Source organism: Picosynechococcus sp. PCC 7002 (assembly GCF_963860125.1).
Lineage (GTDB): Bacteria > Cyanobacteriota > Cyanobacteriia > Cyanobacteriales > MRBY01 > MRBY01.
This window is the reverse complement of record NZ_CAWLFA010000001.1, coordinates 1,878,970-1,894,532: the sequence shown is the minus strand read 5'-3', so window position 1 is coordinate 1,894,532 and position 15,563 is coordinate 1,878,970. Positions and strand designations below refer to the sequence as shown.

Annotated in this window: 14 protein-coding genes; 12 read left to right on the top strand and 2 right to left on the bottom strand. The window is 49.8% G+C overall.

Features of this window, described 5'->3' with window-relative positions; all coding sequences use genetic code 11:
• Positions 1–12: 12 nt before the first annotated feature.
• Both AACQ84_RS09200 and AACQ84_RS09195 read right to left on the bottom strand, forming a co-directional pair.
• On the bottom strand, positions 13–1,494 hold the full coding sequence (locus AACQ84_RS09200; protein WP_012307417.1) for an NADH-quinone oxidoreductase subunit M: 1,482 nt from the start codon (positions 1,492–1,494) through the stop codon (positions 13–15).
• 54 nt (positions 1,495–1,548) lie between these two features.
• On the bottom strand, positions 1,549–3,447 hold the full coding sequence (locus tag AACQ84_RS09195; RefSeq protein ID WP_012307416.1) for an NAD(P)H-quinone oxidoreductase subunit F: 1,899 nt from the start codon (positions 3,445–3,447) through the stop codon (positions 1,549–1,551).
• Positions 3,448–3,853: 406 nt separating this feature from the next.
• On the opposite strand from AACQ84_RS09195, the gene AACQ84_RS09190 reads away from it, so the two are divergent.
• The 12 genes from AACQ84_RS09190 (at position 3,854) to AACQ84_RS09135 (ending at position 15,538) form a co-directional block, all read left to right on the top strand.
• Positions 3,854–5,530: a SulP family inorganic anion transporter gene (locus AACQ84_RS09190; protein WP_012307415.1), complete on the top strand. Its 1,677-nt coding sequence runs from the start codon at positions 3,854–3,856 to the stop codon at positions 5,528–5,530.
• A gap of 354 nt (positions 5,531–5,884) precedes the next feature.
• Positions 5,885–6,196, top strand: coding sequence for a carbon dioxide-concentrating mechanism protein CcmK (locus tag AACQ84_RS09185; RefSeq protein WP_012307414.1), 312 nt, complete (start codon positions 5,885–5,887; stop codon positions 6,194–6,196).
• A gap of 96 nt (positions 6,197–6,292) precedes the next feature.
• Positions 6,293–6,631 (top strand): carbon dioxide-concentrating mechanism protein CcmK, encoded by a 339-nt coding sequence (locus AACQ84_RS09180; protein WP_012307413.1) that lies wholly within the window; start codon positions 6,293–6,295, stop codon positions 6,629–6,631.
• A 35-nt stretch (positions 6,632–6,666) separates the two neighbouring features.
• Complete coding sequence (locus AACQ84_RS09175) at positions 6,667–6,966, top strand: EutN/CcmL family microcompartment protein (protein ID WP_012307412.1); 300 nt, start codon at positions 6,667–6,669, stop codon at positions 6,964–6,966.
• 134 nt (positions 6,967–7,100) lie between these two features.
• Positions 7,101–9,086 carry a ribulose bisphosphate carboxylase small subunit gene (locus AACQ84_RS09170; RefSeq protein WP_012307411.1) on the top strand — a complete coding sequence of 662 codons (1,986 nt, stop codon included), beginning with the start codon at positions 7,101–7,103 and terminating at the stop codon, positions 9,084–9,086.
• Positions 9,087–9,188: 102 nt separating this feature from the next.
• Positions 9,189–9,896 (top strand): carbon dioxide concentrating mechanism protein, encoded by a 708-nt coding sequence (locus tag AACQ84_RS09165; protein ID WP_012307410.1) that lies wholly within the window; start codon positions 9,189–9,191, stop codon positions 9,894–9,896.
• 472 nt (positions 9,897–10,368) lie between these two features.
• Positions 10,369–11,784 (top strand): form I ribulose bisphosphate carboxylase large subunit, encoded by a 1,416-nt coding sequence (locus AACQ84_RS09160; protein ID WP_012307409.1) that lies wholly within the window; start codon positions 10,369–10,371, stop codon positions 11,782–11,784.
• A gap of 68 nt (positions 11,785–11,852) precedes the next feature.
• Positions 11,853–12,257 (top strand): chaperonin family protein RbcX, encoded by a 405-nt coding sequence (locus AACQ84_RS09155; RefSeq protein WP_012307408.1) that lies wholly within the window; start codon positions 11,853–11,855, stop codon positions 12,255–12,257.
• 30 nt (positions 12,258–12,287) lie between these two features.
• Positions 12,288–12,623 (top strand): ribulose bisphosphate carboxylase small subunit, encoded by a 336-nt coding sequence (locus AACQ84_RS09150; RefSeq protein WP_012307407.1) that lies wholly within the window; start codon positions 12,288–12,290, stop codon positions 12,621–12,623.
• A 161-nt stretch (positions 12,624–12,784) separates the two neighbouring features.
• Positions 12,785–13,411, top strand: a complete 627-nt coding sequence (locus AACQ84_RS09145) for a DUF2059 domain-containing protein (protein WP_012307406.1) — start codon at positions 12,785–12,787, stop codon at positions 13,409–13,411.
• Between the two features lie 257 nt (positions 13,412–13,668).
• A complete protein-coding gene (locus tag AACQ84_RS09140) occupies positions 13,669–14,073 on the top strand; it encodes an NIL domain-containing protein (RefSeq protein ID WP_012307405.1) in 405 nt (134 codons plus the stop codon).
• A 220-nt stretch (positions 14,074–14,293) separates the two neighbouring features.
• Positions 14,294–15,538, top strand: coding sequence for an MFS transporter (locus tag AACQ84_RS09135; protein ID WP_012307404.1), 1,245 nt, complete (start codon positions 14,294–14,296; stop codon positions 15,536–15,538).
• Positions 15,539–15,563: the final 25 nt, after the last annotated feature.

Below are 15,563 nucleotides of genomic sequence, written 5' to 3'. Positions count from 1 at the left end.
AAACGCTTACTTTTACTTTAAAGAAATTTCAATAGCCGTCGGGGATGCCACCAAGGCCGCTGTGTCGATCTCACTCCAGCGCACCAGCCACTGGGGCTGCAACCCAAAGACGAACAGCAATATCACTAACATAACCGCCGGAAACTGATCCGCCCAATTGACCGGGGACATATTAATGAGTTCTGGGGTCAAGCGGCCAAAAAAGACCTTATTAATCATCAGCAGAAAATACACCGCCGTGAGACCTGTCCCCACCATACACAGGAGAGTCGCCACTGGATACACCGGAAAGCTGCCCCGAAAAATGAGGAATTCAGCGATAAAGCCCGCCATCCCCGGCAAACCCGCACTGGCCATGACCCCCAGGATCATCAAACTCCCCGTCAAAGGCAGACCCCGTTCTGGGGTGAGCAGTCCCCGTAGATAATCGACATCCCGACTGCCCGTTTTTTTGTAGACAATGCCCACCAACAAAAAGAGCAGCCCAGAGATTAAACCATGGCTGACCATCTGGATTTCTGCCGCTGCCAAACTTAAGGGGGTCGCCGCCGCCGCCGCCAGCAGAATAAACGCCATGTGGGCAATGGAGGAATAGGCCACCACTTTTTTCATGTCTTTTTGGGCGATCGCACAGGAAGCCCCATACAAGGCACTGATTGCCGCCCAGATCGCTAGCCAAGGGGCCACGACAGCCCAAGCCAGGGGAAATAGGCCAATCCCAAACTTCAGTAGACCGTAGGTACCAACTTTGAGGAGTACCCCCGCCAAAATCACCGATACAGGGGTAGACGCTTCGACGTGGGCATCCGGGAGCCAAGTATGGAAAGGCAAAAACGGAATTTTGATCCCAAAGCCCACCAAAATGCCGCCGAGGAGAATTAATTGGGTGGTCAGGGGCAACAAATCACTGTGGAGGGCACTGTAGGCAAAGGTATTAGATTCTGTGAGGAAGGCCAGACCCAAGAAAGAAGCCAGAATTAAAATTCCGGAAACGGCTGTGTAGAGCAAAAATTTAATGGCGGCATAGCCTCGTTTTTTGCCGCCCCAAATCGCAATGAGAAAATATAGGGGGATAATTTCAATTTCGTAGAACAGAAAAAAGAGCAGCACATCCTGGGCCAAAAACGCCCCATTGACACTCGCCTGCAAGAGCAAAAAGAGGGCGTAATAAAAGCGAGGGCGGTGCAGATCCTTGGGGCTAATCCAGAGGGCTACTAGGGTCAACAACGCATTGAGGGCAAGGAGGGGCAACGATAGACCATCAACACCGAGATCGTAGTTCAGACCCAACCACTCAATCCAAAGATAATGTTCGACAAATTGGAGGCCGGCGATCGCCACATCATAATGGAACCCCAACCAAGCTGTCCAAACAAAAACGAGGGCAGCCGCTCCCAGGGCCATCGTCCGGGAAAACTGATTTTTTTCTCCCTGGGGGAGTATCGCCACCAACAGAGCTCCGGCCAAGGGCAGCCAAATTAAGGCACTCAGCATTCTTTCCTCCAAAATTCACAAAAAAGCAGATTTAACAACAAAGGGGGAAACTCCTTAGGCCAACTGATTCGACCAAAAATCCGTAATCATCGTCCATTGACCCGTGGCCATAAACCAGACTAGGCCGAGGATCATCCCTAAAACAATCGTCAAAACATAGAATTGAGACTGTCCCGAAACGTTGTAACGCAGGGCGCTTCCACTAAAAAGTGTCGCCAAACCTGTCAAGTTGACAAAACCATCCACAACGTAGCGATCAAACCAAGCGGCGAGTTTTGAAAGGGTTGTGACCAGCCAAACCACTGTCACGTTGTAAATGCGGTCAATGTAAAAATCGTAGGCCAGCAAATCCTGCAAAAAGCGCAGATAAAGCTGTCGGGGACGACTCAGGGAAGGATTCAAAGTAATCGTTAGACCAGCGACTAAGCCGAGGCCCCCAGTGATCATCAGTGCTGGTATTGCTAAAGTCACGATGAGCGGCCGTTCAACAAGGGTCGGCAGGGATGGGTTAAAGAGCAATTGCCATTGGTGCAAAAAGAAGGGCACCATCAGGGTCATTAGGATCAGACTCACCATGGGCACAGCCATTTGCCAGACCACCTCAGGCGATCGCCGCGTTTTTGGCTTGGGGGCACCGAGGAAAACAGAACGAAAGACCCTGGTCAGATTAAAACTGGAGCAGAAGTTTACTCCCACGAGGAGCAGCACGAGCCACGGGGGTGTATCCCAAAAACCATCGACCCAACGGCGCATCGTCCAAAACGTCCCCAGGGGAAAGAGGCACACAAGCCCCGCTGACCCCACCACAAAGGCACTAGTGGTTGCCGGCATCCGTGACCAGAGGCCACCCATTTCCGTAATATTTTGACCGTGGGTATTGAGAATAACCGCACCAATACTCATAAATAAGAGCGCTTTGGCGATCGCATGGGTTAGCAAAAGCAACAGGGCAATATCGACTTGATTTAACCCCACCGCAATAAACACCAAACCAAGGTAAGCACTGGTGGAATGGGATAAGGCCCGCTTAATATCAATTTGAGCTAGGGCAACCAACGAAGCCCCCACCGTAGTTACGGTACCGATAATAATCAAAGCGTCGGAGGTGATCGGCGTAATCGTAAAAACGGGCTCCATTTTGAGCAGTACATAGGCCCCCGCAGAAACCACCACCGAATTACGAATAATCCCCGCTGGGTTTGGCCCTTCCATCGCTTCATCAAGCCAGAGGTTCAACGGGAACTGGGCACATTTACCAATCGGCCCGGAAATGAGCGCAAGGCCCACGAGACTGGCTTCCCAGGGGGGCAAGGGGGGATTCGCCGCCCAAGTTTCTAGTTCACTAAAAGTGAGCCCCGTACCATAGCTAGACAAAGCAACAATGCCCATCAAGAGCAAGATATCGCCGACCCGTTTGGTCAAAAAAGCATCCCTAGCCGCTGTCACGACCAGGGGTTGGGCGTACCAAAAACCAACTAATAAATAAGTAGAAAGGGTTAATACTTCCAACAGGCCATAGCTCAAGAGCAGCGAGTCGCTAATGGCCAAACCCGATAGGGCCGCCTCAAAAAAGCCCATCAAGCCATAGAAGCGGGCAATAGACCAATCCTTTTCTAGGTACCCAAGGCCGTAGAGTTGGGCCATGAAACAAATGCCAGTCACCAGTTCCATTGCGCCGAGGTTAACCGGAGAAATTTCAATAACCAGGGAAAGATTTAGATCGGCAACCTGGAGCCACTCCAGTGATAGTTGTTGGGGGGGCATGTTCCAAAGGGAAGCGAAGGCAAAGGAACCGTGTAAAAGACCCAAAAAGGTCATGATCAGGTTGAGATAGGCGGCAGGTCGAGGCCCGGTGCGCCGAATTAACCCGAGGGACCAAGGCAAGGTCAAGAGTGCCCCCGTAATTCCGTAGACTGGAACTAGCCATACGCTTTGTAAAAGAAATTCACTCATGGAGGGTGTCTAGAAAATCACAACAGAAGGTTGGTTGGCATTGGGTGGATTGGCCAGAAAATATTTCAAATCGTCGGTCTACAGTCTTTGTAAGAGAGTGTAATCGATTAGATGGCGATTTCCCAAAGGTTTGAGGCTTTTTTGTGGTGATAACGATGCTTAATTGGCATAGCGTTAAGAAATAATAATTTGGCGATCGCCTACATGGTTTTGTTAATTATTAAGTCGAAATGTCAGCCTTTGCCGACCCTTTGATGTTTCTTAAAATTCAGCCGAGGGGAACCACTTCTATGATTGGCGTAGTGGCTGTTGACCGTCAATTTGAAATTCTAAAAAGATAACTTTGAGTTGATGCCCAGCGGGCCGCTTTCCCGTCACCAACTCATTCGTTGGAGTAAACCTCTCCATGGCATCAATCGCAAATATCGGGCATTGGATCTCCCGCCCAACCTTTAGACATTGGCGTGGTGATTTTTTTGGGGGGCTAACGGCGGCCATTGTCGCACTCCCCCTTGCCCTTGCCTTTGGGGTTTCTTCCGGAGCCGGGGCGATCGCCGGAATGTATGGGGCCATTTGTACTGGATTTTTTGCCGCGTTGTTTGGGGGAACCCCAGCCCAGATCACGGGACCTACGGGGCCGATGACGGTGGTGATGGCAACAGTTTTGACCGCCGCCGCGAGGACCGCTGATGATCCGGCCACAGGCCTAGCGATCGCCTTCACCGTGGTCATGTTGGGGGGTCTCTTTCAGATCCTTCTAGGCATCCTGCGCCTGGGAAAATACATCACCCTGATTCCCTACACCGTCATTTCTGGGTTTATGTCTGGGATTGGTGTGATCATTGTTGTGCTTCAGTTTGGCCCCTTGCTTGGTTATCCCGGCGGCGCGAATATTTTAGGGGCCGTTCAAGAAATTCCCTACGATCTAACCCATCCTTACCTCGGGGCCACGGCCCTGGGCCTTCTGACTTTGGCGATTGTATTTGCTTCACCGGCCCGGCTCAATCGTCTTGTCCCCTCTCCCCTCCTTGCTCTGGTCATCTGCACGATTTTATCTCTGTTAATTCCCAATCCTGACTTGGCGCGCATTGGCGACATTCCCCAGGGTTTTCCGACCCTCCATTGGCCCTATTTCAGCCTGCCTCTGTTGCGTCAAATGCTTGGCTATGGCGTGATCCTCGGTACCCTAGGCGCCATTGATTCGCTTCTGACTTCTTTAGTTGCGGACAATATCACCCGTACCCAGCACGACTCCGATCAAGAATTAATCGGCCAAGGCATTGGCAATTTTCTCTCTGGCTTTGTGGGAGGACTACCGGGGGCTGGGGCAACGATGCGGACAGTGATCAATGTGCGCTCTGGGGGCAAAAGCAACCTTGCAGGCATGCTCCATGCTTTGGTGTTATTGGTGATTTTACTTGGGGCGGCCCCCCTCACGGCCCCCATCCCCCATGCGGTCTTAGCGGGCATTTTGATCAAGGTGGGCATTGACATTATTGATTGGAGTTTCTTGAAACGGGCCCACAAAATTTCCTGGAAAGCGACGGGATTAATGTATGGTGTTTTATTGTTAACCGTCTTTGTCGATTTGATCACGGCGGTGGCAGCGGGGGTTTTTGTGGCGAATCTCCTGACGGTCAAAAGCCTCACAGATTTGCAAATGCAGCGGCTAGAAACCATCACTGCTGGGGCCGATACAAATACGTTAAATGAGCGCGAACGGGAACTGTTACACCAGGCCCAGGGACACATTATTCTTTTTTGTTTAGGTGGCCCCATGAGCTTTGGGGCAGCGAAAGGGATTGCCCAACGGATGGCCATCGTTGAAAAATACGAGGTTTTAATTTTAGACCTCAGTGAGGTACCCCGGATGGGAGTGACGGCCTCCCTGGCGGTGGAGACGATGATCCGGGATGCCCACGGTCGGGGACGGGAAGTGTTTTTAGTGGGGGCCATGGGCCAGGTGCGCGATCGCCTGAGGAAATTAGAAGTGTTAAAGTTGCTGCCACCCCGCAATCGTGTAACAAATCGTTTAGATGCGCTCCAACAGGCGATCGCCTTCATTCAACAGCGAAAAGCTTAGTCCTCTGACCTTTGGGCAACTTCTTCTAGAAACCCCTGTCTATTTAAACGATGAAGCATTGACTCTACTTAACCTTGGTATTACGAAATATCATTGCAGTTTATGTTGTCAAAGGTGCCATTGTTGCTTATGCTCTTCATAGCTTGCCAAAATCAAAATTAGTAGCAAACGCGATTCCTGGCGATCGCCTTGTCCACTATAAAGCCTGTAAAGGACCCTAACCCCTGCGCAGAGGCAAGTGGTCGGTCTTATGCCGCTTCCGTTATCCCAACTAGAAGCAGACCAAACTCCCAGGGGGACGCCTGTTCCTTAGTATTTTTAAGACATTAAGCTTGATAAGCGAGGATAAATTAGATGCCTATTGCAGTTGGAATGATTGAAACCCGCGGTTTCCCCGCAGTTGTAGAAGCTGCTGACGCGATGGTAAAAGCCGCCCGTGTAACCCTCGTTGGTTACGAAAAAATCGGTAGTGGCCGCGTTACTGTGATTGTCCGTGGTGATGTTTCTGAAGTCCAAGCCTCCGTTTCCGCTGGCATTGAGAGCGCCAACCGTGTCAATGGTGGTGAAGTGCTTTCTACCCACATCATCGCCCGTCCCCACGAAAACCTCGAATACGTCTTGCCGATTCGCTACACCGAAGAAGTAGAACAATTCAGAACCTATTAACCCTGGGACAGAGGGGCGATCGCCATTCTTTTTTCGGTCACGCATCCTCTGTGATTTCCAGAAACTATTAATTAAAAGCAAGAGGAGAAAAACTCAATGTCTATTGCAGTCGGAATGGTAGAAACCCTCGGTTTCCCCGCAGTTGTAGAAGCTGCTGACGCGATGGTAAAAGCCGCCCGTGTAACCCTCGTTGGTTACGAAAAAATCGGTAGTGGCCGCGTTACCGTAATTGTCCGTGGTGATGTTTCTGAAGTCCAAGCTTCCGTTTCTGCCGGTACTGATAATGTCAGCCGCGTCAACGGTGGCCAAGTGCTTTCTACCCACATCATCGCCCGTCCCCACGAGAACCTCGAATACGTTCTGCCGATCCGGTACACCGAAGCCGTAGAACAGTTTCGTGAAAGCGTGAATCCCCAACCTCTGAGAAGAGTGTAATTTTTTAATAAAAAAATTTTTAGTTATAAATTTTCATGCAAATTGCCAAAGTACGTGGCACTGTCGTCAGCACCTACAAAGCAGAAAGCCTCCGGGGGATTAAATTTTTGCTCGTTCAATTTATAGATGAACAGGGTCAGCCCCTTCCTAAATATGAAGTGGCAGGAGATCTCGTAGGCGCTGGCGTCAATGAATGGGTTTTGGTCAGTCGTGGTGGTGCTGCCCGTACCGAAACGGGAATGGAGGGAAGACCCCTAGATGCGATGGTCATTGGCATCATTGATACGGTCAACGTCGATAATCGTTCCCTTTACAGCAAGAAAGATGCAGGCTAAATGGTCTGAATCCTTTCCAGCCGGACTACCCAAAGTCAATGCGTGGCTCGTTTGGTAATCTCAAGCAATTTATGGCGGATGGTTAAAAGCTAGCGAGAGAAGCAATCAATGACATTGATAGGAGGGATTGATTCATGGTAGTCCGCAGTACCGCGGCTCCCCCAACACCTTGGTCTAAGGACTTAGCTGAACCAAAGATTCACGAAAGTGCCTATGTGCATTCTTTCTCGAATTTAATTGGTGATGTCACAGTTTGCGAACATGTGCTCATTTCTCCGGGAACGTCTATTCGGGCAGATGAGGGCGCACCTTTCCATATCGGGGCAGCAACCAATATCCAAGATGGCGTTGTGATCCATGGTTTGGAGCAGGGCCGTGTCGTTGGGGCAGATGGCCATGACTATTCTGTCTGGATTGGCGATCGCAGCTGTATTACCCACATGGCCCTTGTCCATGGTCCCGCCTACATTGGCAACGATTGCTTTGTTGGTTTTCGTTCCACAGTGTTTAATGCCCGCATCGGTGATGGTTGTGTCATCATGATGCACGCCCTCGTTCAAGATGTGGACATTCCCCCCGGCAAGTATGTGCCTTCGGGAGCTGTGATTACGAACCAGCAGCAGGTGGAGCGCCTCTCCAATGTGACCGAGGCCGATCGCGCCTTTGCCAAACAGGTGGTGGAAATCAATGAAGCATTACGGGAGGTCTCCCCAGGGGCCACTAATAATGGTTCACGAATTGCTGCCAACCAGCAACCAACCCCCTCTTCTTCTACAAATACAAGCGGTACTAGCGAACATCAATCGGTGGGAAATATGAGTTTAAACGGAGATCTTTACAATCAGGTGCGTGGCCTTGCCGCCCAAGGGTGCACCTTCACCGCAGAATATGCCAACAAGCGGCGCTTCAAAACCAAATCTTGGTTGAGTGCTGGTTTTGTCGAAGGTCATTCTGCCGATCAAATTATTGGTAACTTGAACCGGGTGCTGGCTGATCATGCCGGGGAATATGTCCAGTTAATCGCTGTGGCTCCCAATAGCAAATCAAGGGCGGCAGAAATTGTTGTGCAACGTCCAGGCGATAGTGCCCCAGTCCAAACATCGACAACGGCTAGTTACAGCAATAACGGCAACCGCAGCAACGGCACCAGTGCGGGAAGTCAAGCGGCAGCGGTTGGGGGCGATTTAACGTCTCAGATCCATGCTTTAGCGTCCCAGGGCTGTAGCTTTACCGCTGAACATGCCAATACCCGTCGTTTTAAGACGCAATCTTGGTTGAGCGCCGGTTTTGTCGAAGGTCATTCTGCGGAACAAATCATTACCAACGTTAATGGCTTGTTGGGTCAATATCCCAATGAGTATGTGCAAGTCATTGCCGTTGACCCCCACAGCAAATTTCGGGTAGCGGAATTAATCGTCCAGCGTCCTGGGGAAACGGGGACTCTATCTACTAAGGCAACAGCCTCCGCCCGTCGCAGCGGCAACAAGGTGGTTAACACGGCCTCGGGTGGTGATGTGGCAGGGCAAATCGCGGCTCTGGCTTCCCAGGGTTGTAGCTTTACGGCAGAACACGCCAGCACTCGCCGTTTTAAAACCCAGTCTTGGCTAGGGGCAGGCTTTGTGGAGGGTCATTCTGCTAATCAGATTTTGGCAAATATCCAGGCGATCGCCGCCCAGTTCCCCAACGAATATGTCCAGTTAATCGCCGTTGACCCCAACTCCAAAACACGGGCCGCAGAGATCATCATCCAACGCCCTGGCAACAATGCGCCTGTCCAGACAGCAACCGCAACCAGTAGTTTTTCGGGAGGCACGAAAGCAGCCCCAAGCAGCAATGGTTTCGGGGGTCACAGTAGCGGGAGTCTCAGTGGGGATGTGGTTTCTAAAGTCCGTTCGCTTTTGATGCAAGGCTACAAGATTGGAACAGAACACGCCGATAAGCGCCGTTTCCGTGTTAAGTCCTGGAGTAGTTGTGGCACCATTGACAGCACCCAAGAGGCAGAAGTTTTACGTCACCTCGAAGGTTGTCTCCAGGAGCACAGTGGCGAATATGTCCGCATGATTGGTGTCGATGAAGCGGCTAAACGACGGGTGCTTGAGGAAATTATCCAACGCCCCTAGGTTGTGTAACGCGACCACTTCGTTATGGGGGAGAAAACGAATGTCTATCCCCCAACCCTTACCCCACCTGTGATTAATTGAATCACCGTTGACAGAATCATTGTGACTTTCCAGGCAATTACCCATCCAGATATTCAAATTAGTGGCGATGTAAGGATTCATCCCCGTGCGGTTATTGCCCCCGGTGTTATTCTGCAAGCAACCGAAGGCAATTATGTGGCGATCGCCACTGGTGCTTGTATTGGTGCAGGTGCGATTATCCAGGCCCACGGCGGCAACATCGAGATCCATGCCGGCGCGATTATCGGGGCAGGCTGCCTGATCATTGGCCAATGCTCAGTGGGAGAAAATGCCTGCTTAGGTTATGGCTCTACCCTATTTCAAGCGGCGATCGCCGCCGCCGCAATTCTCCCGCCCCAAAGCCTCATCGGCGATCCGTCCCGCCAAGAAACCACCGCTTCTTACCAGACTCAACCGCCAAAACCCGCGAATCAATCGACAACCCAACCCCTCGATCCTTGGCAGGCAGAAGATACAACTAACCAGACTGCCACAACCTTTTCGCCACCAGGGCGATCGCCCACTAGCAGCAGCAATCGTCCCAATGTCCAGCCCCCACCAGAAGCAGGATCCCCTCCAACTGAAACACCAAACACCGAAGTGATGCCGACGGTTCCAGAATCAAAGGAATCCCTAGAATCGGGCGAAAAAACACCAGTTGTCGGGCAAGTTTATATCAATCAACTATTAATGACCCTATTCCCTCACCAAAATTCTCTCAATACCCCAAATCAACCAGATGAGCCTTAGCCCCACAAAACTTTCATGATTGCTTGAGTGAAAATTAAATGTTTAAAGTTCTTAAAGGAGATTGTTGAGAAACATAAATACTTAATTCATCTCATTTGAACGCTTTCCCTCTCTAAAGATCCCGACAGAAAACGGTTTTAGCCCAATGTCTCATTAGGTAGCATGGCTGAATTCGAGCGGGATTTTATGGCTTTTTTAGGTATTTTTGTAAGGGTAAAATAGGCCCATCAAACAGCATTAGAAATGCTAATCAGCCCAAAAAACAAAAGCAATCTTTTTTTGTTGCTAAAAGATAAAAATAAGTCGAGGCTGTGGTAACATATCCCACAGATTAAAGAAAGTCATAAGACTTGAATCTTCAGAATTTTAAAAAGCAGTTTTGCCAACGTAAGATTTTTGAAGTTTTCGACCAACAATACCGTTACTGGTATTTGTCTGTTAAAGATAAGCATTTTTGCTGGAGGAAAACCGCATGGTTCAGACCAAATCTGCTGGGTTTAATGCCGGTGTACAGGACTACCGCCTGACTTACTACACCCCCGATTACACCCCGAAAGATACCGACTTACTCGCTTGTTTCCGGATGACTCCCCAACCTGGAGTCCCCCCCGAAGAATGTGCTGCGGCTGTTGCGGCTGAATCTTCTACCGGTACTTGGACCACTGTATGGACCGATGGTTTAACTGACCTCGACCGCTACAAGGGTCGTTGCTACAATGTTGAACCCGTTCCCGGTGAAGACAACCAATATTTCTGTTTCGTTGCTTACCCCCTCGATCTGTTTGAAGAAGGTTCTGTAACCAACGTTTTGACTTCCTTGGTTGGTAACGTATTCGGTTTTAAAGCGCTGCGTGCCCTGCGCCTCGAAGATATCCGCTTCCCCGTTGCGTTAATCAAAACTTACCAAGGGCCTCCCCACGGGATCACTGTAGAGCGTGACCTCCTCAACAAGTATGGTCGTCCTCTCCTCGGTTGTACGATTAAGCCGAAGCTCGGTCTGTCTGCGAAGAACTACGGTCGTGCGGTTTATGAATGTCTCCGTGGTGGTCTTGACTTCACCAAAGATGACGAAAACATCAACTCTCAGCCTTTCATGCGTTGGCGCGATCGCTTCCTGTTCGTTCAAGAAGCTATCGAAAAATCCCAAGCTGAAACCAACGAAGTTAAGGGTCACTACCTTAACGTCACCGCTGGCACTTGCGAAGAAATGCTCAAGCGGGCTGAATTCGCTAAGGAAATCGGCACTCCCATCATCATGCACGACTTCTTAACTGGTGGTTTCACTGCGAATACTACCCTTGCGAAGTGGTGTCGTGATAACGGCGTTCTGCTCCACATCCACCGGGCAATGCACGCGGTAATCGACCGTCAGAAGAACCACGGTATTCACTTCCGCGTTCTCGCTAAGTGTCTCCGCCTCTCTGGTGGTGACCACCTCCACTCCGGTACGGTTGTTGGTAAGCTCGAAGGCGATCGCGCCGCCACCCTCGGTTTCGTAGACCTGATGCGTGAAGACTACGTTGAAGAAGATCGTTCTCGCGGTGTATTCTTCACCCAAGACTACGCTTCTCTCCCCGGCACCATGCCTGTGGCTTCCGGTGGTATCCACGTATGGCACATGCCTGCCCTCGTTGAAATCTTCGGCGACGATTCCTGCCTCCAGTTTGGTGGTGGTACCCTCGGTCACCCCTGGGGTAACGCACCTGGTGCAACTGCAAACCGTGTTGCTCTGGAAGCTTGTGTTCAAGCTCGTAACGAAGGTCGCAGCCTGGCCCGTGAAGGTAATGATGTCCTCCGTGAAGCAGGTAAGTGGTCGCCTGAATTGGCAGCCGCCCTCGACCTGTGGAAGGAAATCAAGTTCGAATTCGATACCGTTGACACTCTCTAAGCTCCTGATGAGCATCAGTGGATGGGGAAGTTTGTCACAATCTACCTATTCACTGATGATTTCCTCCCATGGAGTTTAAAAAAGTTGCGAAGGAAACGGCCATCACTTTGCAAAGCTATTTGACCTACCAAGCGGTGCGTCTAATTAGTCAGCAGCTTAGTGAAACCAATCCTGGACAGGCGATTTGGCTAGGAGAGTTCTCTAAACGTCATCCAATTCAGGAAAGTGATCTTTACCTCGAAGCGATGATGCTAGAAAACAAAGAGCTCGTCCTCAGAATCCTGACGGTGCGAGAAAACCTTGCGGAAGGAGTTCTGGAGTTTTTGCCAGAAATGGTCCTCAGCCAAATCAAGCAGTCCAATGGAAACCATCGCCGTTCTTTATTAGAGCGTTTAACTCAAGTTGATTCTTCATCAACTGATCAGACTGAACCTAACCCTGGTGAGTCTGATACTTCAGAAGATTCTGAATAAACTTTGATCCGATAAAGAGGACATAAATCAATGAAAACTTTACCTAAAGAAAAGCGTTACGAAACTCTTTCTTACTTGCCCCCCCTCAGCGACCAGCAAATCGCTCGCCAAGTCCAGTACATGATGGATCAAGGCTATATTCCTGGTATCGAGTTCGAAAAAGATCCGACTCCTGAACTCCACCACTGGACACTGTGGAAGCTGCCCCTTTTCAACGCAAGCTCTGCTCAAGAAGTACTCAACGAAGTGCGTGAGTGCCGTAGTGAATATTCTGACTGCTACATCCGTGTTGTTGGTTTCGACAACATCAAGCAGTGCCAAACCGTTAGCTTCATCGTTTACAAGCCCAACCAAACCCGTTACTAAGGTTTTGTTGGTTTTTGTGACCTGAATTTAATTTGAATCATGCGGAATGCGATCGCCTTAGGACGGTCGCATTTTTTGTTTACGTCTAAAATTAGTCGAAATCCCCCATCAACGCCATGGTAGTGATTTTGTCTTAACGTTATTCACCCATCAATTTCAAAATGAACCTGAAGTTTCTTAAATCTCTCTGGGCTACGGCGGCGATCGCCTTTGCCATTAGCGTAAATCCGAGCCTTGTCTTTGCTGAAACGGAACCCCCAAGCGAAACCAAAACTGCCCTGATCAATGAACTCCGCACCTTAACTTTCCGGGATGAAAACGCGACCCAGATTTTGGACTTGATGCTGCAACAGATCCAAGCTCAATCCACCACCATGGGCGATGGCTTTTTGGGTGAAGAAACAGATCCCGAAACCCTGGCCGCTATCCAAGAAAGTGTCACCCGCATCACCGACCGCATTTATACCCTGATGCAAGACAGAATTGATTTCGTTGCCCTCCAGCGGGATATCGACTTCAAGCTCTATCACGAATATTTCACCGAAGCCGAACTCCAAGATTTAATCACCTTCTATAAAACACCCACCGGACAAAAGACTGCCGCAACTTTTCCAGAACTTACAGAACGCTCCACAGCCCTCTTTAGTGAGCAGCTAGCCCCAGCCATGATAGAAATTACCCAACAGGTGATGTTAGAAGAATTTGCCTCTGCCTTTGCAACGTTCGATGCTCCAGAAACTGAAGCGCCTGAAAATTCGGAGTCGGCTGAAGCAGAAGCCATCGATTAAACAGAGTTGCGGATGGATCTGTGTAATCATCCTGAAACTTCTACAGATCCCGCAAATTACCAACCAAGATAATTGAATTCCCCATCATCTCATCATGGCAACGGACGGCTTTCTTCAGATATTGCTCGCCTTTCTCATTGGGAACACACAATTTACTTTTTTTGCCAAACTTGAGCCTTAATCGCGCCAGTCCCCATGGGTGAGAAAGCCGCACTAGAATGATTCTAGAGAAGTGAGATTCGAGGGGAATTTTTAAGATGAAAAAACGAGTGACTCTGACATTTCCCCAGGACACGGTGCAAATGCCCGTCACCTATCGCTTGGCAAAGGATTTTAATATTGCGGCGAATATCATCCGCGCCCAGGTCGCTCCAAACCAGGTGGGCAAGTTGGTGGTGGAACTCCAGGGGGATATTGATGCCATTGAGATGGCCTTGGAATGGATGAAAGGCAAGGGGATTTTAGTTTCCCTCGCGAGCAAAGAAATTGTGATTAACGAAGATATTTGTGTGGATTGTGGTCTCTGTACAGGGGTTTGTCCGACGGGAGCATTATCGCTAGATCCCCAAACGTTTCGACTAAAATTTACCCGCCAAAAATGTGTGGTTTGCGAACAGTGTTTACCCGCTTGTCCGGTCCAGGCGATCGCCACAAATTTTTAAGGTACCTTCCCAAAAAAAAGTGCTGTTGGCGGTGATGAAATCAACCCAAAGATTGCAATTGTTAATGAGAGTGATTATAAATTCTGTTGAAAAATGTATTTAAAGGTAGAAACCATTGTGTTTTAAGCTTTTTGGGTCTGTTTTGAGCAATTAAGAAGATTATTCTAGGCCAGAGCATCCCTTAGGATATTGTTAGGAATTCCTAACTTTTTAATTCTTCATGAAAAAACAGGCCAACGTTCAGCGTCACACAGAGCCCGCAGATCAGAATTTGCGGCTAAAAAGTCATGGCAATTTATTTTATTTATTGGCTGTGGCGGCGGGCTTGATTTTTTTACAGGGTTACATGATTGCGCCCTTAATTCCCCGTTTATCGGAGATTTTTGGCGTTTCTGTCCAGGAAATTGGCTTTATTGTGCCGATTTATATGCTGTCCTACGCTGTCATGGCTCTTTTTTATGGCATTCTCTCGGATCGTTTTGGTCGTTGGGCAATTATTCGAGTTGCACTGATTATTTTTGTAATTTGTACCGGGTTAACAGCGACATCCCAAAATCTGTCCCAATTAGCTACTTGGCGACTATTAACGGGCATTGGGGCCAGTGGCATTATTCCAATGACCTTTGCTCTAATTGGAGATCTGTTTCCCTTTGAGCGTCGGGGCGCAATGTTGGGTTTAATCTTTGCGGCAATGGAAGGAGGGATGGCTGCGGGTTCTGCTGGGGGCGCAATCCTAGAGCCGTTTATTGGCTGGCGGACTTTGTTTATCGGCACGGCGATCGCCGCTGGTTTAGTGCTGTGGCGACTGCAACCCTATGGTGCACTGTTTGACGAAGCCCCCCAGGAATCTCCTCCTTCGATCCAGCAAATCTTCCGGGGATACTGGCAGGTGCTCCGTAGCTTTCGGGGTCAGCGCACCTATGCCTATGTCCTGTGGAATGGGATTTACCATGCAGGGGTCTTTACTTGGTTGGGCCTTTATCTCTCGGAACGCTTTACCATGAGTCCCTTGAATATTGGTTTAACCATTTTGGGTTATGGGGTGCCGGGCTTATTGCTGAGTGCTTGGATTGGCAAAGCGGTAGATCGTTGGGGACGACGCTGGTTAGTGCCGGCAGGTCTGGTGATGGCGGCCCTGTCGGGTCTGGTGATGATCTTACCGATTACCCCTTGGATGACCACGGTGGCCGTGGTCATTTTGTCCATTGGCTATGATTTGACCCAACCGCTTTTTGTGGGTATTGTCACGGACTTGGGGGACGACGACAACCTCGGTCAAACCATGGGTCTCAAGGTCTTTACTCTCTTTACAGGGTTTGGGATCGGTAGTTTGCTATTCGGAAAGCTGCTCACCTGGGGCTTTGCCTGGGCCTTGGGGATTTTTGGCGGGTTCCAGTTGCTAGCGGGGATCTTCGCCTTGAGGTTTTTTTGGTGGGAAGTACCTTGGCGGCGATCGCCCCAGTAAGGGAATAATATCGCGCCTTGAATGC